Annotated in this window: 17 protein-coding genes; 6 read left to right on the forward strand and 11 right to left on the reverse strand. The window is 61.3% G+C overall.

The annotated features are described in order from the left end of the window. Positions 1-86 precede the first annotated feature (86 nt). From I2H38_RS14120 to I2H38_RS14150, 7 genes are all read right to left on the reverse strand, one after another. Complete coding sequence (locus I2H38_RS14120; RefSeq protein ID WP_196272509.1) at positions 87-437, reverse strand: hypothetical protein; 351 nt, start codon at positions 435-437, stop codon at positions 87-89. Positions 438-704: 267 nt separating this feature from the next. Beyond that, positions 705-944, reverse strand: a complete 240-nt coding sequence (locus I2H38_RS14125; RefSeq protein ID WP_196272510.1) for a formate dehydrogenase subunit delta — start codon at positions 942-944, stop codon at positions 705-707. A 110-nt stretch (positions 945-1,054) separates the two neighbouring features. Further along, the gene (fdhF, locus tag I2H38_RS14130; RefSeq protein ID WP_196272511.1) at positions 1,055-3,898 is read right to left on the reverse strand and encodes a formate dehydrogenase subunit alpha; all 2,844 of its coding nucleotides are present in this window, start codon (positions 3,896-3,898) and stop codon (positions 1,055-1,057) included. A gap of 11 nt (positions 3,899-3,909) precedes the next feature. Continuing rightward, on the reverse strand, positions 3,910-5,466 hold the full coding sequence (locus I2H38_RS14135) for a formate dehydrogenase beta subunit (RefSeq protein WP_196272512.1): 1,557 nt from the start codon (positions 5,464-5,466) through the stop codon (positions 3,910-3,912). Beyond that, on the reverse strand, positions 5,463-5,939 hold the full coding sequence (locus I2H38_RS14140; RefSeq protein WP_196272513.1) for a formate dehydrogenase subunit gamma: 477 nt from the start codon (positions 5,937-5,939) through the stop codon (positions 5,463-5,465). The genes I2H38_RS14135 and I2H38_RS14140 overlap by 4 nt, the downstream gene beginning before the upstream one ends. A gap of 141 nt (positions 5,940-6,080) precedes the next feature. After that, complete coding sequence (locus tag I2H38_RS14145) at positions 6,081-7,736, reverse strand: AMP-binding protein (protein ID WP_196272689.1); 1,656 nt, start codon at positions 7,734-7,736, stop codon at positions 6,081-6,083. A gap of 148 nt (positions 7,737-7,884) precedes the next feature. Further along, the gene (locus I2H38_RS14150; protein WP_196272514.1) at positions 7,885-9,864 is read right to left on the reverse strand and encodes an SDR family oxidoreductase; all 1,980 of its coding nucleotides are present in this window, start codon (positions 9,862-9,864) and stop codon (positions 7,885-7,887) included. A 194-nt stretch (positions 9,865-10,058) separates the two neighbouring features. Here I2H38_RS14150 and I2H38_RS14155 point away from each other — a divergent pair, with 194 nt between their 5' ends. Then, the gene (locus I2H38_RS14155) at positions 10,059-10,520 is read left to right on the forward strand and encodes a phasin family protein (RefSeq protein ID WP_196272515.1); all 462 of its coding nucleotides are present in this window, start codon (positions 10,059-10,061) and stop codon (positions 10,518-10,520) included. 21 nt (positions 10,521-10,541) lie between these two features. Beyond that, on the forward strand, positions 10,542-11,828 hold the full coding sequence (locus I2H38_RS14160) for a patatin-like phospholipase family protein (protein ID WP_196272516.1): 1,287 nt from the start codon (positions 10,542-10,544) through the stop codon (positions 11,826-11,828). A gap of 140 nt (positions 11,829-11,968) precedes the next feature. On the opposite strand, the gene I2H38_RS14165 is transcribed toward I2H38_RS14160, so the two are convergent. After that, positions 11,969-13,453, reverse strand: coding sequence for a WS/DGAT/MGAT family O-acyltransferase (locus I2H38_RS14165; RefSeq protein ID WP_196272517.1), 1,485 nt, complete (start codon positions 13,451-13,453; stop codon positions 11,969-11,971). Positions 13,454-13,585: 132 nt separating this feature from the next. Between I2H38_RS14165 and I2H38_RS14170 the strand changes: the two genes are divergently transcribed. Further along, positions 13,586-15,196: a GMC family oxidoreductase gene (locus tag I2H38_RS14170; RefSeq protein WP_196272518.1), complete on the forward strand. Its 1,611-nt coding sequence runs from the start codon at positions 13,586-13,588 to the stop codon at positions 15,194-15,196. Between the two features lie 267 nt (positions 15,197-15,463). Continuing rightward, the gene (locus I2H38_RS14175) at positions 15,464-16,657 is read left to right on the forward strand and encodes a DUF937 domain-containing protein (protein ID WP_196272519.1); all 1,194 of its coding nucleotides are present in this window, start codon (positions 15,464-15,466) and stop codon (positions 16,655-16,657) included. Positions 16,658-16,748: 91 nt separating this feature from the next. Here I2H38_RS14175 and I2H38_RS14180 read toward each other — a convergent pair whose 3' ends face one another. After that, entirely contained in the window at positions 16,749-17,264 is a 516-nt protein-coding gene (locus I2H38_RS14180; protein WP_196272520.1) for a YidB family protein, read from the reverse strand. Positions 17,265-17,626: 362 nt separating this feature from the next. On the opposite strand from I2H38_RS14180, the gene I2H38_RS14185 reads away from it, so the two are divergent. Further along, a complete protein-coding gene (locus I2H38_RS14185; RefSeq protein WP_196272521.1) occupies positions 17,627-19,360 on the forward strand; it encodes an arylsulfatase in 1,734 nt (577 codons plus the stop codon). A 107-nt stretch (positions 19,361-19,467) separates the two neighbouring features. Next, the gene (locus I2H38_RS14190; protein ID WP_229426715.1) at positions 19,468-21,804 is read left to right on the forward strand and encodes a tetratricopeptide repeat protein; all 2,337 of its coding nucleotides are present in this window, start codon (positions 19,468-19,470) and stop codon (positions 21,802-21,804) included. A gap of 69 nt (positions 21,805-21,873) precedes the next feature. Here the strand turns inward: I2H38_RS14190 and I2H38_RS14195 are convergent, their stop codons facing one another. Both I2H38_RS14195 and I2H38_RS14200 read right to left on the reverse strand, forming a co-directional pair. Then, positions 21,874-23,118 carry an MFS transporter gene (locus tag I2H38_RS14195; protein WP_196272522.1) on the reverse strand — a complete coding sequence of 415 codons (1,245 nt, stop codon included), beginning with the start codon at positions 23,116-23,118 and terminating at the stop codon, positions 21,874-21,876. Positions 23,119-23,275: 157 nt separating this feature from the next. Next, positions 23,276-24,514: a Zn-dependent hydrolase gene (locus I2H38_RS14200; RefSeq protein WP_196272523.1), complete on the reverse strand. Its 1,239-nt coding sequence runs from the start codon at positions 24,512-24,514 to the stop codon at positions 23,276-23,278. Positions 24,515-24,516: the final 2 nt, after the last annotated feature.

The raw sequence follows: 24,516 nt of genomic DNA on the forward strand, positions 1-24,516 counted from the left end.
CCCCGGCAGAGGCGCCGTAGCACCCTGTGACATTTCTAAATTGCAAAAACCTGAGACATTTCAAAGTGGTTGCAACACACGCAGCCTCAAGCATGGCCGGCCAGCATGACCAAGAGCCATGCAAGCCCGATCCAGGTGATGCCACCTAAGACAAGCATGGCTCCGGCTGAAATGCCTGCGGTCCGGTCCATCCAAAGCGCGCTCATGATCTGGCTTGGCTGGTCCGCTGCGCTTGCAGCGATTCCCGTGGATGCGCTCGTGCCAGAGCTGGAACCCATGAACATGAGTGCCCCAAGAGCTCCCATCCCAAGCCCGACGTAGCTTGCGGTATCAAGCAAGTCGGTTGCAGAGCTCTTTCCCAGGCACCAAACCGTCGCTGCGGTTACGACGAAGGCCAACACGTTCAGGACGACCAGCCCTTTAACAATGCTCTTCATGTCTGTCAGGCCTCGCCTCTAACGACGACGAAGCGTAGGTCATCGGTCCGCTGGCTGCAACCACAGGTCCTTATCCCATAAACGGCCTTTTCCGCGGAGCTTCGCCTGGTATCGCTCGTTAGGGCCCAACCATGGCTTCAGATGCTTCGGCCACCGCGAAGCGATGCTCAAGGCCGCCCGACGACATCTCAAAACACAACATCGGGCGCGTCGACAACAGCGAGCGATGAGGCGGCATCTGTTTGTGGCACGAAGTGGAAGGACCGCTCATGGCACTACCCCGCCAGCTGCGCCTTGCTTTGTCTGGAAACCTCGCAAAGCCCTGACTACGAGCGGATCCAACTCGCCGCCGCTTTTGTCCGCATAGATCACGATGGAATTCCGCATGTCCGGCGTCCAATAGGCCACCAGGTGGTCGCGGATGCCGACGATGGCTTCCTCTTCCGGGTATGACCGGAAGAAGTCCGCGATCTGATTGGCCATGCGGATCAATTTCTCAGTGCCCATGCGACGATTTCCAGTCTGCGGATCCTTTCGGTTGGGCAGAACCACCGGCAAACGCATAGATCGGAACTCCAGGCCGAACCGGCCGCCGCGCAGGAGTAACGCTCTTGCTCTCACTTCGCGGCATCAAGGCCAGCTCCTATTCGCCTGAGGGATTGGTCTTCCGCCAAAAATCTCTCCTGCCAGTCGGAAGGATGGTTCGTCCGTCGCACCTGAACCGCCGTCACCTTGTATTCGGGGCAGTTTGTCGCCCAGTCGGAATAGTCCGTCGTGACCACGTTCGCGCCGGTCTTGGCGTGATGGAAGGTCGTGTAGACCACACCGGGTTGCATGCGCTCACTGATGATGGCGCGAAGCGTAATCGCGCCCGAACGGCTCTCCAGAGTGACCAGGTCTCCATCGCGGATACCCCGGCTCTCTGCGTCGAACGGATGGATCTCGAGGATATCCTCCTCATGCCAAAGGCTGTTCTGCGTGCGCCGTGTCTGAACTCCGACATTGTACTGGGTGAGGATGCGGCCCGTCGTAAGGATCAGAGGGAAGCGTGGACCGGTGCGCTCCTGGGTGGGCACGAACTCGGTGAGCATGAATCGGCCCTTGCCCCGTACGAAATGGTCCACATGCATCACCGGCGTGCCTGTAGGCGCTGCTTCATTGCAAGGCCATTGGACCGAGCCGAGCGCATCCAGCTTCGCGTAGGAAACACCGGCGAAGGTCGGCGTGAGGCGGGCGATTTCGGCCATGATCTCACTGGGATGGGAATAGTTCATCGAGAAACCAAGAGCGTTCGAGAGAGCTATGGTCACCTCCCAGTCGGCCCTGCCCGCAAGCGGTGGCATCACCTTCCGTACGCGGTTGATGCGCCGCTCGGCATTGGTGAAGGTGCCATCCTTCTCAAGGAAGGAGGAGCCCGGTAGAAACACATGGGCGTATTTGGCGGTCTCGTTCAGGAAGATGTCCTGAATCACGACGCATTCCATGGCCTTCAGGCCGGCGATCACATGCTGGGTGTCGGGATCGGATTGGGCGATATCTTCGCCCTGGATGTAGAGCCCTTTGAAGGTCCCCTCGCAAGCCTCATCCAACATGTTCGGAATGCGAAGCCCCGGTTCCTTCTGCAACGGCACGCCCCAGAAAGCCTCGAACATCTGTCGCGTCGCTTCGTCGGATACGTGCCGGTAGCCGGAGAATTCGTGCGGAAACGAGCCCATGTCGCAGGAACCCTGCACATTGTTCTGGCCCCGCAAAGGATTAATGCCGACTCCGGCGCGGCCGATATTGCCGGTGGCCATGGCAAGATTGGCCATGCCCATGACCATGGTCGAGCCCTGGCTGTGCTCCGTGACGCCAAGGCCGTAATAGATTGCCGCATTGCCGCCGGTGGCGTAAAGGCGCGCAGCACCCCGCACATCCGCAGCCGGAACTCCGATCAGCTCCTCCACGGCTTCGGGAGAGTGGCGCTCATCAGCGATGAAACGGGCCCAGGACTCGAAGTCGTTCAGGTCGCAACGCTCGCGCACATAGTCTTGGTTGACCAGGCCCTCGGTCACGACGACATGTGCGATGGCATTGATGAACGCGACATTCATTCCGGGTTTCAGAGGCAGATAATAGTCCGCCTTGACATGAGGCGACTTCACCAGGTCGATGCGACGCGGATCGGCCACGATGAGCCGCGCTCCCTCCCGCAGGCGCTTTTTCATGCGCGACGCGAAAACCGGGTGCCCGTCGGTGGGGTTCGCCCCAATAACGACAATGACATCCGCATGCGCCACGGAGGCGAAATCCTGCGTGCCTGCCGATGTTCCAAGGGTCGCCTTCAGGCCGTAGCCTGTCGGCGAGTGGCAGACGCGGGCGACGGTATCGACATTGTTGTTGCCGAAACCTGCCCGCACCAGCTTCTGAACCAGGAACGTCTCCTCGTTCGTGCAGCGGGACGAGGTGATGCCACCGACGGAGTCGCGGCCGTATCGCGCCTGAATGCGCTTGAACTCACTGGCGGCACGGCCGATCGCCTCCTCCCAGGAAACCTCGCGCCACGGATCGGTGATCTTCTCCCTGATCATCGGCTTGATAATGCGGTCTTTGTGCGTGGCGTAACCCCAGGCAAAGCGGCCTTTGACGCAGGAATGGCCCTCATTCGCCTTCGCGTCCTTGTAGGGCACCATGCGTACGACCGTATTGCCCTTCATCTCCGCCTTGAACGTGCAGCCGACGCCGCAATAGGCGCAGGTTGTAAGGACCGAGTGTTCCGGTTGGCCCAGGGCGATGATCTTGTTTTCGTTCAGCGTCGCGGTCGGACAAGCTTGAACGCAAGCCCCGCAGGAGACGCATTCGGAGTTAAAGAAATCCAGGCCGCCTGTCGACACGCGGGAGGCGAAGCCCCTCCCCTGGATCGTCAGGGCGAAGGTGCCCTGCACCTCCTCGCACGCCCGCACGCACCGCGAACAGACGATGCATTTGGAATCCTCGAAAGTGAAGTACGGGTTAGAAGTGTCGTTAGGTGCAGAAAGATGGCTTTCGCCCTCATATCCATAGCGGACCTCCCGAAGACCGACATCGCCCGCCATGTCTTGCAGTTCGCAGTCGCCGTTGGCGGAACAGGTCAGACAATCGAGCGGATGGTCGGAGATGTAGAGCTCCATGACACCGCGTCGTAGATCAGCAAGCCGATCACTCTGCGTATGAACCACCATGCCGGCCTCGACTGGCGTGGTGCAGGAGGCGGGAGTTCCGCGTCGCCCCTCAATTTCGACGAGACAGAGACGGCATGAGCCGAAAGCCTCCAGGGAGTCGCTCGCGCAAAGCTTGGGGATCTTCGTGCCCAGCATCATGGCCGCCGCCATGACGGACGTGCCGGCGGGCACGCTCACCGACTGGCCGTCGATCGTCAGAGCGACCCTTTGATCGGTTATCGGAATAGGCGTGCCGTAGTCGATTTCCTCGATCAGGGCCATTGTCGCGCGCCTCACTCGGCTGCCGCGGGAAGTTGCGGCGCTTTGTCGAAATCGTCAGGGAAATGGGTCAGTGCACTCTGCACCGGCACCGGCGTCAGGCCGCCCATGGCGCAGAGCGAAGCATCGGTCATGAGGCGGCAGAGATCATCGAGGAGCGCGAAGTTCTTCTCCCGCTCCAGCCCGGCAATGATCCGGTCCACGACCTCAGCGCCCCGTACCGCGCCGATGCGACAGGGTGTACATTTTCCGCAGCTCTCCGCCGCGCAGAATTCAAAGGCGACGCGGGCCTGCTGTGCCATGTCCACGCTGTCGTCGAAGACGACAACGCCGCCATGCCCGAGAAGCCCCTCTGCCGCAGCCAGAGCCTCGTAGTCCAAAGGAAGATCCAGCATGTGTTCAGGGAAATAGGCCCCAAGCGGGCCGCCGACCTGAACCGCTCGAAGGGGCCTTCCGGTCGCTGTACCGCCGCCGAATTCCTCCACGATCGTGCGCAACGTCGCGCCGAACGCCAGTTCGATCAGGCCGCCGCGTTTCACATTCCCGGCCAATTGGACCGGCAACGTGCCGCGCGATTGCCCCATGCCAAAATCCGCATAGGCCTTGGCGCCGTGGACCATGATCCAAGGCGCGGTCGCCAACGAGAGAACGTTGTTGACGACAGTCGGTTTTCCGAACAATCCCTTCAGCGCAGGTAAGGGTGGCTTCGCTCTTACCATGCCGCGTTTCCCCTCAAGGCTGTCCAAGAGGGCGGTCTCCTCGCCGCAGATGTAGGCACCCGCCCCCAAGCGCGTTTCCAGCGTGAACGCGCGCCCCGAGCCCAGCACGGACGGTCCGAGATAACCCTCCTTGGTGGCGATCTCGATAGCGCGGGTCAGGGTGCGATAGGCGTGGGGATATTCCGAGCGGATATAGATGAAGCCCTTCGTGGCCCCCACGGCGAGCCCGGCGATGGTCATGCCTTCGATCAATGAGAACGGATCGCCTTCCATGAGCATGCGATCCGCAAAGGTTCCGCTGTCGCCTTCATCCGCGTTGCAGACCACGTATTTCTGTTCGGCGTTTGCCTTGAGGACGGTGTCCCACTTGATCCCGGTGGGAAACCCTGCGCCACCGCGCCCGCGCAAGCCCGAGCGCCTTATTTCATCGACAATCGCGGATGGCGCCAGCAAGAGCGCACGAGCCAATCCCTCATATCCACTGTGGGAACGATAATCCTCAATCGAAAGCGGATCGATGAGACCGCATCGCGCGAAGGTCAGGCGCGTTTGGCTCGCCAGGTAAGGATGTTCTTCGAGGTGGCCAATGCGGCATTCATGCGCTCCGCCCTTCAGGAAGTCGGCCTCGAAGAGGCTGACGATATCCGACACATCGAGCGGCCCGTAGGCGATGCGCCCCTCCGGGGTCTCCACTTCGACAAGAGGCTCGAGCCAGAATAGCCCGCGGGAGCCTGTCGAGACCAGATCCAATGCCACGTTGCGCCGCGCCGCCTCTTCGACGATCTCGCGTGCGATGCGAGACGCACCGAGCGCAAGCGATGCAGCATCGCGTGAGAGGAAGACCTTGCTCATGTTTCCCGCGCCTCTCGCGCCAACGCGTCAAGCTTATCCGGGGTGAGCCGTCCCAGCGGTTCGCCATCATACATGGCCGAGGGAGCGCAGGCGCATAGGCCGAGGCAGTAGACGCTTTCAATTGTGAGCGCCCGATCCGCCGTCGTTTCCCCCCAGGAAATGCCGAGACGGGAGAGGAAATCGCGCGCCATGCGGGGGCCTCCCATGGATTGGCACGCCTCTGCCCGACAGAGCTTCAAGATATGCCTGCCGGCAGGTTCGCGACGAAAATCGTGATAGAATGTCACGATCCCATGGACCTCGGCGCGGGAGATATTGAGCGCCGATGCAACAAGCGGCACCGCCTCCTCGGGGATGTATCCGAACTCTTCCTGAAGGGCGTGGAGGATCGGCAGCGCGGCACCCTCTAGCGATACATGCGCTACGATGATCTCACTCGCACGAGACTCGTCCCATGGAACAAGTATGGGCATCTTCTCCCCTAGAATGCCTCTAGTCGAAACAGGCCGCTGAATTTGACCACCATGCAATATAGCTATTTCGTGTGCGGTGACCAATCAAGCGGTTGCCGCGCATCAAACCGGCGTAAGCGTCGCCGATGCGTTTGATCGTACTTATTGAAGCGCTCGGCGAAGAACCTTTCCGACCGGAGTCTTCGGCAACTCGGTTCGAAATTCCACGTGTTTCGGAACCTTGTAAGGCGTGAGGTGCTTACGGCAGTGTTCTATCAGCGTCTCGGCGGTCAGATTGGGATCGCGCTTCACGACGACGATCTTGACCGCCTCCCCGGTATTCGGATCCGGGATCCCCACAGCGCCCACTTCCAGCACTCCCGGATGGAGCATCACCACCCCTTCCAGCTCGTTCGGAAACACCTTGAAGCCCGAGACGACGATCATGTCCTTCTTGCGGTCAACGATGCGGACGAAGCCTTGCTGGTCCACCGTTGCAATATCGCCAGTGCGTAGAAAACCATCGGCCATGATCACCTTCGCGGTTTCATCAGGGCGGTTCCAATAGCCCTTCATCACTTGCGGACCGCGCACGCATAGTTCTCCGGCTTCGCCCATCGACAGATCGTGGCCATCGTCGTCTCGGATGGCGATCTCCGTCGATGGGACGGGAAGCCCAACTGAGCCGTTATAATCTACGAGGTCGAGCGGGTTGATGGTTACGGCGGGAGAGGTTTCCGTCAGGCCGTAAGCCTCGATCAACGGCTTGCCGGTCGCCTCCTTCCATCTCTCGGCGACAGCACGCTGCACCGCCATCCCCCCTGCCAGGCAGAATTCGAGATGAGAAAAGTCCATCTTGGCGAAATCCGGATGGTTGAGAAGCGCGCCGAAAAGAGTGTTCACCCCTGTGATGACCGTGAACTGATGCTTCCGAAGTTCCTGAACAAGACCCGGAACATCCCGCGGGTTTGCGATCAGGACGTTGCGGGCGCCTATTTTGAAAAAGACAAGGCAATTCGCGGTCAGCGCGAAGACGTGGTAGAGCGGCAATGCGGTGACGATGGTTTCCTCTCCTTCCTGCAGGAAGGATTTGAGCCATGCGTAGGCCTGCTGAACATTGGCGATGAGGTTGCGATGGGTGAGCATCGCGCCTTTTGGAACGCCCGTCGTGCCACCCGTATATTGGAGGAAAGCAACGTCCTCCGGGCCGAGCTTCGCCGGGCTCCAGGGCGCGCCGGCTCCCTTTTTTAACGCGGTCCGCAACGGAACGGCATTGGGAATACTCCAGGTGGGCACCATCCTCTTCACGTACTTCACCATGAAATTGACGATATGCCCTCTCGGGAAATGTAGCAGGTCTCCGATCTGAGTCGTGATGACGTGCCGGACCTGTGTCTTGCCGACTACCTGTTCGAGAACATGAGCGAAGTTCTCGACGATCACGATGGCCTCCGCGCCTGAATCTTTGAGCTGATGCTCCAGCTCTCTCGGGCTGTAGAGAGGGTTGCAATTCACCACCGTGTAGCCTGCCCGCAGCGCCCCGAACATGGCGACTGGATATTGCAGGAGGTTCGGCATCATGAGGGCCACACGAGCTCCCGGATCGAGCCTCGCAACGTTTTGCAAATAGGCACCGAACTGGCGCGAGAGCCGCTCGAGTTCCGTGTAGGTGATCTCCGTCCCAAAGCTGACATAGGCTGGAAGCGGCCCGAATTTCCGGATGCTGATGTCGAAGAGTTCACCAAGCGAACGGTATTCTTCCAAATCGATCTCGGCGGGGATTCCTGGTGGGTATCTCTTCAGCCAAATCCTCTCCATGCCCTGGGCCGCACGAGGACCCTCCCCGGCACCTATGGTTTGCTGCCTTGGCTCGGCAGCCGCATCATGACCTGTTGTTTCCGCCATCGTCATTATCCTCCCTGCTGCGCTCTCCCTGCTCTCTCCAGATGATCTTCCAGCCGGCCCCTCAGAAATGAATGCCGCGCAGCAGTTGAGTAAACGCGACCTGCTCCGCGGACGACGCTTCCGTTCCCGCTGGCTCTCCCGCCGCCGTTTCGGGGAACATGCGGTAGCCGGCATTCATGATGTTCTGGGCGACATGCGGCAACAACGCGTGCAAGATTTCACCGAAGACCCCGAGCTTTGTTGCGATGCGGACAGGACGGCGGATGATCGCCTGCACAACGAAGGCCGCAGCCTGTTCGGGCGCCAGCGCCTCGACATCGTCATACGCCTTGGTCGGCGCGATCATGGGGGTGCGGACCAGCGGCAGGTTGATCGTTGTGAACTCAATGCCCCGGTCGAGAAACTCTGCTGCGGCGCAGCGGGTCCATGCCTCGAGAGCAGCCTTGGAGGCGACATAGGCGGAAAAGCGCGGCGTGTTCGCCAGCACGCCAATGGACGAGATATTGATGATCTGGCCGCTGCCACGCTTGGCCATTTCAGGGAGGAGACCGAGGGTCACCCGCAGGCAGCCGAAGTAATTGATGGCCATCATACGCTCGAAATCGTGCATGCGCTCGAAGGATTCCTCAATTCCGCGGCGGATCGAGCGGCCCGCGTTGTTCACCAGGACATCGACAGCGCCGTGTGTGGCTCGCACTTTCTCGATGAAGGCGTCGCATTGCAGCTGATCGGTCAGGTCCGCCGAATAGGTGATGAGGGTCAACCCGCGGTCCGATGCTTCCCGGCGGGTTCGCTCGAGCTTGTCCGGATCCCGGGCGACGATGATCGTCGTCGCACCGGCTTCCGCCACCTTGAAGGCGGTGGCCTTGCCGATTCCCGACGAGCCGCCGGTGATCAGCACGGTTCGTCCCGCGACGCAGCCACGCAGGGAGCGATCGACGAACAGGTCCGGATCGAGATGGCGCTCCCAATAGTCCCAGAGCTTCCAGGCATAATCCTCGATCGGCGGAACCGTGATTCCCGCCGGGGTCAGAAGCTGCGCCGCCTGCCGGTTGTCGAACTTCGTCGGGTAGTTCACGACCGAGAGAATATCCTGAGGAAGGCCGAGATCCTTCATGATCGACCCACGGATGCGCCTGAAAGGAGGCAACGCCATCAGACCCTTCAGGAGCTTCGAAGGGATGACCTCGAACAATGAAGCATTGATCCGCAGGGTCATGGGTGGTGCGTGGGCGGCTCTCGCGAAGATGTCCAAGACCTCTCCGACGCGGTGGGGACGCGGGTCCGTAAGATGGAAACAGGACCCGTCATGCCCATCGAGATGCGAGAGATGGTCGAGGGCCGTAACGACGAAATCGACCGGCACGAGATTGATGCGCCCTCCCTCGATCCCGAGACTTGGGAGCCATGCCGGTTGGAGCCAGCGGATCTTCTGGATCAATTTGAAGAAGTAATAAGGACCATCGATCTTATCCATTTCGCCGGTTCTGGAATCCCCAACGACGATGCCAGGCCGGTAGACCCGCCACGGGACCCGGCACTCCTCGCGCACCACGCGTTCAGATTCATGCTTGCTTGCGAAATACGGGTGATCGAGATGCTCGGCTTCGCTGAACATGTCCTCCCGAAAGATACCTTCATAGAGGCCCGCCGCGGCGATGGAACTGATGTGGTGAAATCTCCGCGCGCCGATCCTGCCCGCGAACGTGACCACCTCGCGGGTACCGTTAATATTTGTTCTCAAAACAATTTCAGGCTCGGCCTCGAGATTGTAGATCGCCGCCAGATGAAAGACGTGATCGACTTTTCCCATGAGCCGATTCAGGTCTTCGCTTTTGAGGCCCAGCCCGGCCTGTGTCAGGTCCCCCTGGACAGGGACCGTCCTGCCGGCCGCATCGCCCCAGAAGCGATGGAGCTCGTCGAGGCTCTCCGCCGAAGCGTCCCGCTCCAGGAAGTAAACCGTCGCCTCGGGTCGTGACAGGAGCTTGCGGACGAGCCTTTTGCCGATGAAACCGCTCGCCCCCGTGACGAAGTAAATCATCCTTTTCAGTCCTCGGCGTTAGATCATCCTCTTGAGGTCGGCGCGGACCACGCCATCGATTGGAAATTTTTACACTGGAAGCTTCAGCGGCAGCTGCATTGATATTCGTCAAGGTGTATGCGCACGGACCAGCCTAGGCTTCATATTATCCGCCTGATCCGTGCGGGTTTAGCCGTGCAAGAAAGGACGTCGTGATGCCGGGCAAGTTGAAAGAACACGTGGGAGGCGGCTCGGATGGGCAACTTTCCGCAGCCATTCGGGACTCTGCAAACCAGATCTGGCTCGCTGGGCTAGGAGCGTTCGCCAAGGCCCAGAAGGAAGGCACGAAGATGTTCGACGCCCTCGTCAAGGAGGGCGAAACGATTCAAAATCGCGCCAAGAAGGCCGCTAACGAACAAATGGCCGACGTACGATCCAAGGCGACCGGAACCTGGGACAAACTCGAGAAAGTCTTTGAAAGCCGCGTTGACCGTGCCCTTCACAGCCTCAACGTCCCCACGAAGAAGGATATTGACAGCCTCTCGAAGCGGGTTTCCGAGCTCACGGCCGTCACCAAGAAACTGTCGGAATCCGTGGGAGGATCCACGGCACGTCCGGCTCGTACCGCGGCGAAGAAGAGCGTAGCGGCTACCCGGTCCCATCGTCGGGCGGCATGAGATTAGAGAAGGTCTCGTGAGATGGCCCGCCGAAAGATCGGTGTCGCCCTGGCAGGTGGCGGTCCCTTGGGCGCCATCTGGGAGGTTGGCTCTCTCGTTGCCCTCGATGAGGCATTGAACGGCCTCGATCTCGCCAATTGCGATATGTTCGTGGGGGTCAGCTCCGGTGCGTTCATTGCTGCCGGATTGGCAAACGGCATAACGCCCCGCGGGATGTATCAAATCTTCATCAAGAGTGAAGGGGATGATCCTTTTGAGCCGGATCTTCTTCTTCGTCCCGCCATCGGCGAATATGTCAGTCGTGCGCGATCGTTGCCACGGCTCATCGCAAGCGCTGCCAAGCGCTATTTCGAAACCCCTTCATCGAAAGGTTTCTTCGAGACGTTTCAGGAATTGTCGCGCGCCTTGCCGACCGGTATTTTCGATAGCTCTCCGATGAGCGACTACCTCGCGCGCATCTTGTCCGACACCGACCGCACCAATGATTTTCGAAAGCTTCGCCGCCAACTCTTTCTGGTGGCGACGGATCTGGACAGGAACGAAGTGGTGGCTTTCGGCACACCTGGCTGGGATACCGTGCCGATTTCTCGTGCCATCCAGGCCAGTGCCGCCCTGCCCGGCCTGTTTCCTCCGGTGAAGATCCATGATCGCTACTTCGTGGACGGGGTGCTGATGAAGACGTTGCACGCCTCGGTCGCGTTGAAACAGGGCGCGGAGCTTCTCTTCTGCGTGAACCCGCTCGTCCCGTTCATTTCCGAGACCGCCGCGCGTGGCGTCCACGAGAAGCGGACGTCCATCGTCGCGGGAGGCCTGCCAGCCGTGATGTCGCAAACCCTCCGCTCGATGATCTATTCCCGCATGCAGGTTGCGATGGGCCGTTATGGGCATGAATTCCCGAACGCGGACGTCTTGTTGTTCGAGCCACGCCGGGACGATGCCGAGATGTTCTTCACGAATGTCTTCAGCTACGCGCAGCGCCGCCGCCTCTCGGAACATGCCTATCAGGCCACGCGGGCCGACCTGAGGAACCGCTTCGATGAACTGGCCCCGATCCTCGCGCGGCACGGCATCGAGCTCGACAGGTCCGTCCTGACCGATCCGACCCGCAGGCTCAACGCCTCGGGAAAGCGGCTGGAGGATCGGAGCCCACAGGCATTGAAACTGGCTACCTCCAAGCTCGAACAGACCTTAGACGAGCTGGACAACTGTCTGGAAGGAGCAGGTCGTCTACGCCGCAGGACGAAGCGCCCTTCACGCGAATCCTCAGCCCATCTTCCTGACGGTGCCGTCCTGCGGAGGACGGAATGACGAACCTGCGATGGAAACGGTTTCCATCGCCGGACATACGCCACGATTGTTCCGGTCTCTCAAAAAGCGCTGGGAACGTCTGCAGCCGGGGGATGGACAGCCTCGATGTTGAGCTTGCAAAGGCGGAACCGGTGAGCTGATCAGCGCGGTTCTTGCTTCGGCATGGCCCTGACCGCGCGGGGGAGCCGTCTCTTGCGTGACTTCAGTTCCCGTTCCGGTTTCGCTTTCTTCTCAATCCGCTCTTCCGGCCATTCCTCGCCGCCGGGGCCGAGCAGCACAAAATAAAGAAGCTGGTCGAACTCGGGTTCGAAGCGTGCGACGATGGCTTCAGGATCCGGAACGAGCGCTGCATCGGTGATGAGGCCGAACTGCACTTGGCCATTGTAGGACAGGATCGACACTCCCAAGCCGATCTCGCCCGGCTGGGGTACCCAGTACATGATCTGCCGGATCTTGCTTCCGGCCAGATAAAGCGGCTCCCGTGGCCCCGGCACATTGGTGATCACGGCCGATGCGCGACTGAGCAGGAGCTCGAAAACCTGATCCTGCACGATTTTCGGCGCATAGCCGAGTGCTTCGAGCAAGCCTAGGGTGACCGGAGGTTCGAAGGATGACTTGAGCGCTTCCATCCGACGATGGACCTCGTAGAGACGAGCCAAAGGATTGGCGAGGCCGATAGGCAATTCGATGGCCACGACCCCAAAGCGGTTCCCCAGTTCCCGTACGATTCCGGGCGGACGCAGGTTGATGGGAACGAGGGCCCGTATTTCGACACCTTTGGTCTCATCGCCATTATCTTCCAGGTATCCATTCAGGGCGCCGGCCACGGCGGCCAGCAGCATATCGTTGATCGAGCAGCCGAGGGCGTTGCTGACCGCCAGCACGTCTGGGAGCGCGATGGGATCGGTCCAGGCGACGCGTTTGTTGCCTGACAGCTGCCCTTTGAAACGCGTCTGGCTGTCGCTCGGCATGAGCGCCAAATGCGCGAGTTCGGCGGCAATGCTGGTTCCTTGGCGGAGAGTCTGCGTGGGATCCCCCGCCAGGCCCAATCCCTTGCGCCAGACTTCCCCCGAGAAGCGCAAACCCTCCGACACGGGACGCAAGATGCTCTCCAACAGCCCAGCCTCCCGGCTCCGGGAAGGCGGCCTGCGGTTCGTCATGGCAACCTGCTCCCCATCGACCAGCGACAGCATGACGGTCAGCAACGCCATCCCGTCGGCGATCGCGTGATGGATGCGCGCGACGACCGTCGCGCCACCCCTGTCGTGCTCGACCACATGGAACTGCCAAAGAGGGCGGTTCGGATCGAGCGGCGTCATCGCAAGTTCGGCGACATACCGCTGCAATTCGCCCTTTCCTCCGGGCGTCGGGAGACGGACCCGCTTGATATGGCGTGTGATGTCGAATTGGAGATCTTCGGACCACCAGAGAATGCCGGAACGGTCCTCGACCCGCTGTCGGAAGCGGTCGAAGCGCAGGAGTCGCTCGCTCAGCGCATTCTCTATCCGCTCGAGGATGACAGGAGGCTCGAGTTCAAGGATACCGACGATCTGCATCAGATTGTTGGGCTGGTCCATGCGCAGCCAGGTCGTATCCACCGCCGACATGCGCTCAGTGTTTGACATTTTTCAACATCCACGGCTGCGGCTCTCGCTACGGTTATAGTGCGCGGTCAGGGTGCGGACATGCGGGAAAATGATTGCAGGCCCCGATCTCCGGCGTAGCGGTCCCGTTCCCGGTTCGATGGAGGCCCGTCGATGGACGAGTTCGACTTCGTGATCGTTGGCGGCGGATCGAGCGGTTGTGTCGTAGCGAGCCGGCTGAGCGAGGACCCCAAGGTCACGGTCGCACTTGTCGAAGCAGGCGGGTTCGGCAACGGATGGGTCGTCAAACTGCCGGCCGCGGGCGTACTCATGGTGCCCTCGACCCTCAAGAACTGGGCTTTCGAAACACTGCAACAAGCCAATCTGAATGGGCGTCGAGGCTATCAGCCGCGTGGGAAAGTCCTTGGTGGCAGTTCCGCCATCAATGCGATGATCTACACGCGAGGCCACCGGTGGGACTACGACCATTGGGCCTCTCTCGGCAACGAAGGCTGGAGCTTCGACGAGGTATTGCCCTATTTCAAGAAAGCCGAGCGCAACGACGAATTCGGCGAACCTTGGCATGGTCGCGACGGTCCACTTCCGGTTTCAAAATCAAGAACCGATAATCCCTTTCACGCGATATTCCTCGAAGCGGCCCGGCAAGCGCAATTTCCTCTCTGCGAGGATTTCAACGTGCCTGAACCGGAGGGCCTCGGGGTGTATCAGGTCACTCAGAAGAATGGCGAGCGCTGGAGCGTCGCGCGAGCCTATCTCCACCCGCATATCGGTGCGCGGCCGAATTTACATGTGGAATGCAATGCCAGGGTGCTCCGGATTCTGTTCGACGAGGGCAGGCGCGCGACCGGCGTCGAATTCGAGCACGGAGGTCATCGGCGCATCTTTCGCGCGCGCTCTGAGGTCATCCTGAGCGCGGGAGCGCTGCAATCGCCGCAGATCCTTATGCTGTCGGGTCTCGGAGATGAGAATGAATTGAGACAATTCGGGATCCGCACCGTCGCGCACCTGCCCGCTATCGGCAAAAATCTTCAAGATCACCCGGATTTCATCTTCGGCTACAAGTCCAGGAGCCTCGACCTCCTCGGATTCTCAATCCGAGGGTTCGGTCGGTTGGCGCGGGAGACGAAGCGTTACATCACGAAGCGCCGGGGCATGTTGACGACGAATTTTGCCGAGGCAGGCGGTTTCCTGAAGACGCGCCCGGAGCTGAGCATTCCCGACATCCAGCTCCATTTCGTCGTCGCGATGGTCGACGATCATGCGCGTACACTGCATTGGGGGCACGGCTTTTCCTGCCATGTCTGCCTGCTTCGTCCGCGCAGCCGTGGAACAGTCAGGCTGCAGAGCGCCAATCCGATGGCAGCCCCTTCCATCGACCCGAATTTCCTCGGCGAGCCAGCGGATTTCGAGCAGATGGTTGAAGCCTTCAAGGTCACGCGCCGTCTTATGGATGCCCCCGCTTTAGCCTCGCAGCGGACGCTCGATTGGGTCACGTCGAATGTGCACAGCGATGACGACATCCACGCGATCCTGCGCGAGCGGGTCGATACGGTCTACCATCCGGTCGGGACATGCCGGATGGGGCCTGATGAGACCTCGGTCGTCGATCCTTCGCTGCGGGTTCGCGGCGTGAGCGGCCTGCGGGTTGTCGATTGCTCCATCATGCCGACGATCATCGGCGCCAACACAAACGCGCCCGCAATCATGATCGGCGAAAAGGCCGCCGCCATGATCCGAAGCGGGGCTGGTCACGGGCGATCGTGAAATCTGTATTCTCACTCTGACGAGGTACCCCTACGCGATAAAGGCCTGTCAGAGCTGGTACGACCGGTCGCTGACGACGCTCCCGAAAGGGTTCTTTTGGTCACACCCGCGTGCTCACCTTCTAGCCGCATAACCACTGAACTGATAGACTGTTGAGGAAGTTAATTGTCTAGCCCAATGAATTGTTTAGAAGCGCCGACCGTGGCGATTTTCGTGCAATCATGATCGCCGAGGTTCGGCACTCTCCTGCTTAGGAGGAGGATGATCATGCCCACAAACCTCATTTCGCTCGTGATGCAATTCCTGACCCCCGACCTGATCAACAGAGCCGCGATGGCTCTCGGCCTTGACCGCACTGCCACGGAGAAGGCCGTCCTAGCGGCGGTGCCGGCGCTCTTTGGAGGCTTTACGAAAGCCTCCGCCACGCCCGATGGCGCGCGAAAGCTGTATGACACGGTCTCACAGCAACCCCCCGGCATTTTGGATAGTTTGGCCGGAACGCTCGGTGGCCCAGGCCAAAAGATGCTGGCAGAGAGAGGTTCGGGTATCGTCTCGTCGTTGCTCGGGGGATCGACCACTCAGGCTCTTACCGGCGCTATTTCAAGATTTGCCGGAATTGACCAGAGCTCGACCTCGCCGTTGTTGGGGGTTCTCGCATCCGTGGTGACGGGGGCTCTCGCAAAGGAGACAAGCACGAGCAGGCTCGACGCGCCCGGCTTGGCTCAGCTGCTGAGTTCGCAGAGGGGCAACATCCAGGCTGCGCTCCCGGCGGGATTTGCCGATATCTTGAGAGGATCTGGCCTGCTCAGCGATGTCGAGGGCATACCCGGCCAAGCCACCCGGGCCACGACCACAGCCGCGCAAGCCGCAAGCGCTTCGGCTCAACGAGCGGCTCATGGAGCGTCGTCGATGGCCTCGTCGGCGCGCTGGCAGTATTGGGCGATCCCCGCCGTCGTCGCCTTGGCGGCGGCGTGGTGGCTGTTTGGCAACCGGATGACGCCTCAGGTCACGGAGCAGCAGGCTCGAACGAGTACGGAGCAGGTAGGAGGCCCGGCAACGACTGGGGCGATTGTCCCCGCCGACCAGATCAGAGCCCGCGTCGACCAGGCCATGACGTCGCTCAAGAGCGTCGCTGGCGGGACCGAAATTGCGAACCAAACCACCTCGACCCTCGATGCACTCAGAGCCTCGCTGAATGGGATCACGGACACGGCGACAGCCCAGGCCGCCCTCCCGAAGCTTCTGGAAGAGCAGGCGCAAATGGAGAAGGTTCGCGGTCTCGTCGGCCAACTCCCGGCGGATGGGCGAACCGCTCTCGCCACCATCGTCGCATCTGGCCTCCCGGCGCTCAACGAGCAGTTCGCCAAGGTTCTCGCGATCCCGGGCGTGGCGCCCATCCTGAAGCAGCAGATCGACGGGATGCGCGCCGATCTTGCGACGCTGGCCAAGAGCCCCGCCTAGCGCACTCCTCGTCTGTCCTTGGGAGCGAGTTTCCCAAGGACAGACGGCTTGAGCATTTTCCGCAGAAGTCTGCCGTCCTGACGCTGCTCAGTTACCAGCGGGTTGCCTCTTGTGCCGTGGGCATGCGGCCCTCCGGCGTCAGCTTGTCGACGACCTGGGGCAGCACCCGCGAGAGTTCGTTCAGGAGTTGATCGCGCTGCAGCCCGGTTTGCTGTTGCAACTGATCGACCAACTCGGGGCCAAGGGCGTTGTGCAACTGATCGGGGGCAATGGATTTGTTCTCGCCGGGCCCGACCCAGGATTTGACTGTGTCGCCCTGCCCGCCTTGGGTGAGCCGCTCGACCAGTGATCCGAGACCGCTCAGGCTCGGGAAACCGCGCAACATGCCGCTGGTGATCTTGTCCTGACCGCCGGTCGTATCGGCACCCGGCTCCCGGGCATCCTGCTCCGGATTGGTGGCCGACTGCGAGGTCGAGGGGCTGAGGTAACTCTTGGCGGCTTTCGCTGCCAGCAAGAGAAGCACTGCCTTGACGATAGGCGATGTCGAGCTCGACCCGCTGGGTTGCGATCCGGTCACGCCTCCGAGCACTTGATCAAGAAGTCCCATCTCAGTCTCCTCTCCAAGCCCCTCTCACCAAGCCCCCTTGCGGCCATAACGTCTCAGGCCACGAATTGGTCGCGGAATTGCGGAATCCTCGAACGTCCGTCCGATCCGGGCCTTGGGCGGCTCCATGCCTCATATTCCGGCAATACCTAAAAGGGGGGAGGAAATATCCGAATAGTCAGAATGCAGGCCGGTTCGATCAATCAGCCGGGAAACGACCATGCTAATTTATTCGGAGTGGTCTGCGGCTCGCAGCGGACGTTCGACGCGCCTGCCCAGCCTTTGTTCTGACGGATGCCCCAAGTGCCTCGTCCCGGCCTGTGTCAGCCGTCCATTCCAATTCATGCGAGCAAGGGAGACGACACATGGCGTACGTCAATCTCTTACGGGCTCTCGGCGGTTTGGCCGCCGGAGTGCTTCTGACCATTTCGGTCGGGGCTGCGCAGGCTCAACAGCCCCCGCCGGCGCAACCGACGCAGCAGAAACCCAATATCCTGTTCATCATGGGCGACGATATCGGCTGGATGCAGCCGAGCGCCTACCATCGCGGCGTCATGGTCGGGGAGACGCCGAGCATCGATCGCATTGCGCAGGAAGGCGCGATCTTCATGGACTATGTCGCCATGCAGAGCTGCACCTCCGGCCGGAACGCCTTCTTCACCGGGATGTATCCTCTGCGCACCGGCATGATCCCCCCGCAATTGCCGGGCAGCCCATCCTGGCTGCGCCCTGGCACCCCGGCCGTTGCGAAATTCTTGTTCGATCTGGGCTACAACACCGGCGAGTTCGGTAAGAACCATCTGGGAGATCATACCGAAGCCTTGCCCACGGCCCACGGCTTCCAGGAATACTGGGGCTATCTCTATCATCTCGATGCGATGCAGCAGGTGAGCTTCCCCGACATCAACAAGAACCCGCTAACGCAGACGGTCGCGCCGCCGTGCCGAAACACGCCGATTCCGGGCCTTGCGGACATCCCCGGAGCCGTCGATCCCAAGACCACTACTTGTCTCACGCCCCCACGTCCGGTGCTGTGGTGCAAGTCTTCTGACGGCACCGAGAAAAATCAAAGCTGCAGCGACGAGGGACCGTTGACGCTGGAGCGTTCGAAGACGGTGGACGAAGAGATCTCCGACAAGGTCATCGACTTCCTCGACCGCAACGACCCCAAGAAGACCAACAAGCCCTTCTTCGTCTGGTACAACCCGGCCCGCATGCACGTCACAACCGTGTTGTCTCCAAAGTATGAAGCCATGCTGGGCGAGCGTGGCGGCAAGGATTGGGGCATCAACGAAGCCGGCATGAAGCAGATGGATGACAACATCGGCTACGTGCTCAAGAAGCTCGACGACATGGGACAGGCCGACAATACCATCGTCGTCTTCACCACCGACAACGGCGCGGAGGCGATCAGCTTCCCGGACGGCGGCGTCACGCCGTTCAAGGGCCAGAAGGGCGAGGCCTGGGAAGGCGGCTATCGCGCGCCGCTGGTCGTCCGTTGGCCGGGGCACATCAAACCCGGCACGGTCAAGAACCAGCTATTCGCGGCCCTCGACTGGCTGCCCACGCTCGTAAACATCGCCGGCGGCCCCAAGGGCGACGGCCTCAAGAGCCAGATCGAAGCAGGCCGGTATCCCGGAATCGTGAAGACGACGCTCGATGGCGTCGATCAGCGCGATTACCTGGAAGCCAACTCCACGAAGTCGGCGCGAGACTTCTTCTTCTACTACTCGGGAGCAACGCCCTCGGCGGTGCGCTACAAGAACTGGAAGATGTACTACACCATGTCGCAGCCGGGACCCGCCGGTTGGATCATGCCCCTCGTTCCGTTCCACTTCACGTTGGTCCAGAACATCAAGCGCGATCCGTTCGAGCAGGCCGTCGGCATCGATCAGAAGAGCGCCCTGAGCATCGGCGGCGCGCTCGGTGCGCCGAGCACGGCCTTTCTCTACGACTGGAACCTCCTCCCGATCGGCCAGCAATTGTGGTTCAAGCACCTTGAGACCTACAAGCAGTTCCCGCCGCTGCAAGCGCCGGAGAGCTACAACCTCGATCAGATATTGGCGCAGCTCAAGAGCACCAATCATCCGAGCGACTAGCCGACGAGACACGCGCGACATGAGAAAGCGGGCGGCCCGAAAGGGTCGCCCGTTTCGCCATCCGTACGGGGGGAACGTTAAGCTCGGCTGCAACGTTGACCCGCGACATGCGAGATCTGTTCAAACGCGACCACTTGATCGCCAAGGCCTTTGCGGCGTCCATCGGCCTGCTCGGCATCGCCTTCTTGATGGAGACGGGCCTCCCGCCGGTTAGCGCCGCGCCCGCGACGAGCGCGACGAGTGCCTATGTCGGTTCTGCCGCCTGCGCCGGCTGCCATGCCACTGAAACCAACGCCTGGAGCACATCCCAGCACGCGCGCGCCATGCAGGAGGCAAACGAGAAGACGGTTACCGGCAACTTCAACGACGCAACCGCTGAGCATTATGGCTCCAAGGCGCGGTTCTTCCGCAAGGACAACCGCTTCATCGTCGAGACCGAGGGCAAGGACGGCAAGACGACGGAATTCCCGGTGAAGTACACCTTCGGCGTCGAACCGCTGCAGCAATATCTCGTCGAATTCTCCGATGGACGCATCCAGACTCTCCCCTTCGCCTGGGACACACGGCCTGAGGCAAAAGGCGGCCAGCGGTGGCTTCATCTCTACCCCGACACCCCGATGCCTTCGACGGATTCGCTGCACTGGACCGGCCTCTACCAGAACTGGAACTACATGTGCGCCGAGTGCCACTCGACCGAGGTGAAGAAGAATTACGACGCGGAGAAAAACACCTTTCACACGGCGTTCTCGGAGGTCTCTCTCGGCTGCGAATCCTGTCACGGACCCGCGTCAGGTCATCTTGCATGGGCTAACGGCGGAAAGGCCGCCGATGTGGCGCATCGGGGCTTCGCATCCGTCGTGACACCACGCGCACCCGTCACGTGGTTTCCCGATCCGAAGAAAGGCAGCCCTGAATACTCCGTGCCTCAGGCCAATGGCGGAGAGGTCGAGATGTGCGCGCGTTGCCATGCGCGCCGGGGACAGTTCAGCGAGGATTGGCGTCCAGGTCGCCCGCTTGCCGACACACATCTTCCGGCCTTCCTGACCGCGGATCTCTTCGAAGCCGACGGTCAGATGCACGACGAGGTTTATAACTACGCGTCCTTCCTGCAGAGCAAGATGTATGCCAAGGGCGTCGTCTGCACCGATTGCCACGATCCGCATAGCGGCATGCTGAAGGCCGCAGGCGCCGAAGTGTGTTCGCAATGTCATCTGCCGGAGAAGTTCGCGACCGTGGCGCATACGGGCCATCCTGCGGGGCCCTCCGCGCCCGATTGCATTTCTTGCCACATGCCCGCGCGCACCTACATGGTCGTGGACAAAAGGCACGATCACAGCTTCCGCATTCCGCGCCCCGATCTCTCGGCTAAACTCGGCACGCCCAATGCGTGCAACGATTGCCATCAGGACAAGCCCGCCGCCTGGGCCGCAAGCGCCGTCGAGCGTTGGCACGGCCCCGACCGGAAGGGCTTTCAGACCTACGCGACCGCCTTCCACGCCGCACGGCAGGGACTCCCGGAAGCGCGCGATCTCCTCCTCAAGGTCGCGCAGGACAGCGCCACGCCTGCAATCGCCCGCGCGACGGCGCTCCTCGAACTGAACGGCCGCGCCTCCGCGGAAGTCGATGCCGTCAGAGGGAAAAGCCTGAGCGATCCCGATCCGATGGTCCGCATCGCGGCGCTAAGAGGTCTCGGTGGGCTACCGCCGGACCAGCGCTGGCGGCGGGCGAGCCCTCTCCTCTCCGACCCAATCCGCGCGGTCCGGATGGAAGCGGCGACAACGCTCGCGAACGTTCCGGCGGCGACAATTCCCGCCAATGACCGAGCGGCGTTCGATCGCGCCGCCGACGAATACGTTGCCGCCGAGCGCCTGAATGCAGATCGTCCCGAGAGCCGGAATAATCTGGCCGGCTTCTTCGCGCGTCAGGGCAAGATGGCGGAAGCGGAGGCCGAGTATCTCGCGGCAATCAAGCTCGCCCCAGCCTCGGTCCCTGCGCGGGTGGATCTTGCCGATCTTTACCGCACGCAAGGCCGCGATCCGATGGCCGAGCAACTCTTGCGATCTGCGATTTCCGTCGCACCACAAGCGGCCGCCCCCCACTACGCGCTAGGCCTGACGCTGATCCGCCTGAAACGACAACCTGAGGCCTTGGATCAGTTGCGCCGCGCTACCGAACTCGAGCCCGAACACGCGCGCTATGCCTATGTCTACGCGATCGCCCTGCAATCCGCCGGACGATCAGACGAAGCCCGGCAGGTGTTGGAACAGGCGATCGACCGCCATCCGTCAGACGCCGACATTCTATCGGCGCTCATGCAGGACGCCCTGCGCCAGCGTGATGTCCAAAAGGCTCTCGCCTACGCGGAACGATTGCGAACACTGGCACCCGACAACCTGAATCTTTCGCGCCTCATCGCTCAGCTCAAACAGGTGCCGAAGCCTTAGAGCAAATTTTACAGCCTGGTTCCGCGTCGGAAAATGCGGAGAATAAGATATTCCAGAGCCTCTTTCAGGTCATGCCGATGGCATGCTCTCTCGCATAATCTTCATTCGCGGCAGAAGTCGCCCGATGGCGATGCCCCAGTTGGCAAGGGAAATGCACAGCGTAGCCAACAGGAGAGCCGCGATGCCTGACGCGACGATGATCTTGCCTGCCAGAAGCGGATAACCAAAAACACCGATGAAGTATGCCAGGCTGAAGAGCAGCAGGGATTGCGGCGTTTCACCGGGTGGCGCTTCGTTGGCGGCAAGGCCGTTGATCACCGAATAGGTGAGACCGTAACCGACGCCGAGCGTAACGGAGGCAACCAGGTACGTCGCCCATCCGCTGACGAAGAACCAGAACATCAGGATCGACACGACGATCAGGAACGTGAGGATCGTCGCCATCAGATGAGGATTTTGCCGCGTCACGATACCGGACAGAAACATCCGGCAGCCGATAGCGGCGCTCATGAAGCCAATGAAGAAGATCGAGAAGTCGAGCCCCTTCGCCGTGGCGTAGGAGGTTTGAAAGCTCGACAAACCGCCGAAGATCGCCCCGCCGAGCCCCACCATGACGATCGGAAAGACGGCCTTAGACCGCAAGACGCGGTTGACGCTCGCGAGGGACAAGCGACTCACGCTGGCCGTCCCGTTGGCGGCGGCGATACGCCGGATCGGTTCATGCAAAGCGAGGAAAATCAGGCCGCCCGCAAGACTCGTCGCGGCGGCGACCAGATAGGTCGTTTCGAGCGGCAGGTCGAGCAGCTTCGCAATCCGACCCAGGATCGGTCCCGTTCCGATCCCACTCATCATGCTGCCGGAGAGCAAGGCGAAGAAGCGGATGCGCCTGGCCGGTTCGATGATCGTCGCGACCACGATGGGACCAAGCGTGTAGAATACGCCCCAGCCACAGCCGAGCAGAAACCCGCAAAGCAGCATGCCAATCCCGACACCGGGAGCGGTGGCAAAGCCAAGGCAGCTAAGGCAGAGCACAACACCCGATACTGCAATGGCCCGTGGCGCTCCGACGGCATCGCTGAAATGCCCCGACAGGATCACGGCCCCGATAGTGCTGATGATCGCCGTCGAGATGATCAATCCGGCATCGCCCTCATTGCCTCCACGCGAGGCAACCAGCAGCGCCAGCAGGAAGGTCGTGCCATAGGAGATCGACAACAGATAGCCGCCCAGACAGAAGACTGAGAACAGGCGGTTCGAGGTAAGTGACGGCGTGCTCCGCTCCGCGTTCGGTGGTGACGTCGTATTCGCTCTCATATCGGCCTCTCATGTGGCTCTTTCGCCGTCGCGAGATGGGCGACACGAAGCGCCTTGGTCGCGATGATCAAACGCAAATTGAAACTGCTGGACACGACGAAGTATCGGCATGAGCGGCGTCAGCACGAAGCCGACGCCGCTCGAAAGGAAACGGTGTTCAAGCGAACCGTTGATCGTATTCCAGCACGGCGTTCAACAGAACCTGAGCCCCGGAGGAACATTCTTCGAGCGTGGTGCTCTCCGCTTCGTTGTGGCTCAAGCCGCCCTCGCACGGAACGAAGATCATCGTGGTGGGGGCCACGCGCGCGATATAGGCGGCATCGTGCCCCGCCCCCGACACCATGTCGCGGGTTGGGAAGCCTGCCTTCTCGGTGCCTGCGCGCACGGCAGCGACGCATTCGGCATCGAAGCGCACAGCGGGGGAATCCCACACCTTCTTCGCCACCGCTTCGAGGCCGATCTCCTTCGCGATGGCGGGAATGGCCTCCATCAGCTTGCGCTCCATCACATCGAGCACGGCATCGTCCGGATGCCGGAAATCGACGGTGAAGAACACGTGGCCCGGAATCACATTGCGGGAGTTCGGCTTCACCTCCACGAGGCCAACCGTGCCGACTGCGGACGGCGCATGTTCCAGAGCGATCTGGTTCACGCGCTCGACGACGCGCGCCGCCCCCAGAAGAGCATTGGCGCGCAGGTTCATGGGGGTAGAGCCCGTATGCGCCTCTCGGCCGGTGCACTCGACTTCATACCAGCGCATGCCCTGCACGCCGGTGACGACGCCCACCACCTTCTGCTCGGCCTCGAGGATCGGCCCCTGCTCGATATGGAGTTCGAACATGGCGCCGAACTTCACCGAACCCGGCGCAGCCTCGCCGCGATAGCCGATGCTCTCTATGGCATCCGCGAAGCGCACGCCCTGCCGGTCTTCCCGACTATCCGCGAAGGCGCGGTCGAACACGCCAGCGTAGACGCCCGAGCCAAGCATGGCGGGTGCGAAACGCGAGCCTTCCTCGTTCGTCCAGTTCACGAGCATCAGCGGCGCGTTGGTGTCGTAGCTGAGATCGTGAAGCGTGCGCATGACCTCCAGGCCGCCGAGCACGCCCAGGATGCCGTCGAACTTGCCGCCGGTCGGCTGCGTGTCCAGATGACTGCCCATCGCAATCGGCGCCACGTCGCTCCGCTTGCCCGGCTTGAACGCGAACATGTTGCCGACCTGATCGACCGTGACCGTGCAGCCCAGCGCCTCGCATTGCCCCCGGAACCAGTCACGGACCCCCTTGTCGAGATCCGTCAAGGTGAGCCGACAGATGCCGCCTTTCGCGGTGCCCCCGATGCGGGCGGTCTCCATCAGGCTGTCCCAAAGACGCTGAGGGTTGATGGTGAGATTTTGCATGT

This window comes from Microvirga alba (assembly GCF_015694465.1).
In the GTDB taxonomy this organism is placed as follows: Bacteria; Pseudomonadota; Alphaproteobacteria; order Rhizobiales; family Beijerinckiaceae; genus Microvirga; species Microvirga alba.

Coding starts and splice junctions, on each gene's coding strand:
- I2H38_RS14195 (WP_196272522.1), bottom strand. CDS start 23,118: ATGAGAGCGAATACGACGTCACCACCGAACGCGGAGCGGAGCACGCCG.
- I2H38_RS14190 (WP_229426715.1), top strand. CDS start 19,468: ATGCGAGATCTGTTCAAACGCGACCACTTGATCGCCAAGGCCTTTGCG.
- I2H38_RS14125 (WP_196272510.1), bottom strand. CDS start 944: ATGGGCACTGAGAAATTGATCCGCATGGCCAATCAGATCGCGGACTTC.
- I2H38_RS14155 (WP_196272515.1), top strand. CDS start 10,059: ATGCCGGGCAAGTTGAAAGAACACGTGGGAGGCGGCTCGGATGGGCAA.
- I2H38_RS14180 (WP_196272520.1), bottom strand. CDS start 17,264: ATGGGACTTCTTGATCAAGTGCTCGGAGGCGTGACCGGATCGCAACCC.
- I2H38_RS14175 (WP_196272519.1), top strand. CDS start 15,464: ATGCCCACAAACCTCATTTCGCTCGTGATGCAATTCCTGACCCCCGAC.
- I2H38_RS14140 (WP_196272513.1), bottom strand. CDS start 5,939: ATGCCCATACTTGTTCCATGGGACGAGTCTCGTGCGAGTGAGATCATC.
- I2H38_RS14120 (WP_196272509.1), bottom strand. CDS start 437: ATGAAGAGCATTGTTAAAGGGCTGGTCGTCCTGAACGTGTTGGCCTTC.
- I2H38_RS14145 (WP_196272689.1), bottom strand. CDS start 7,736: ATGGAGAGGATTTGGCTGAAGAGATACCCACCAGGAATCCCCGCCGAG.
- fdhF (WP_196272511.1), bottom strand. CDS start 3,898: ATGGCCCTGATCGAGGAAATCGACTACGGCACGCCTATTCCGATAACC.
- I2H38_RS14165 (WP_196272517.1), bottom strand. CDS start 13,453: ATGTCAAACACTGAGCGCATGTCGGCGGTGGATACGACCTGGCTGCGC.
- I2H38_RS14150 (WP_196272514.1), bottom strand. CDS start 9,864: ATGATTTACTTCGTCACGGGGGCGAGCGGTTTCATCGGCAAAAGGCTC.
- I2H38_RS14200 (WP_196272523.1), bottom strand. CDS start 24,514: ATGCAAAATCTCACCATCAACCCTCAGCGTCTTTGGGACAGCCTGATG.
- I2H38_RS14135 (WP_196272512.1), bottom strand. CDS start 5,466: ATGAGCAAGGTCTTCCTCTCACGCGATGCTGCATCGCTTGCGCTCGGT.
- I2H38_RS14170 (WP_196272518.1), top strand. CDS start 13,586: ATGGACGAGTTCGACTTCGTGATCGTTGGCGGCGGATCGAGCGGTTGT.
- I2H38_RS14160 (WP_196272516.1), top strand. CDS start 10,542: ATGGCCCGCCGAAAGATCGGTGTCGCCCTGGCAGGTGGCGGTCCCTTG.
- I2H38_RS14185 (WP_196272521.1), top strand. CDS start 17,627: ATGGCGTACGTCAATCTCTTACGGGCTCTCGGCGGTTTGGCCGCCGGA.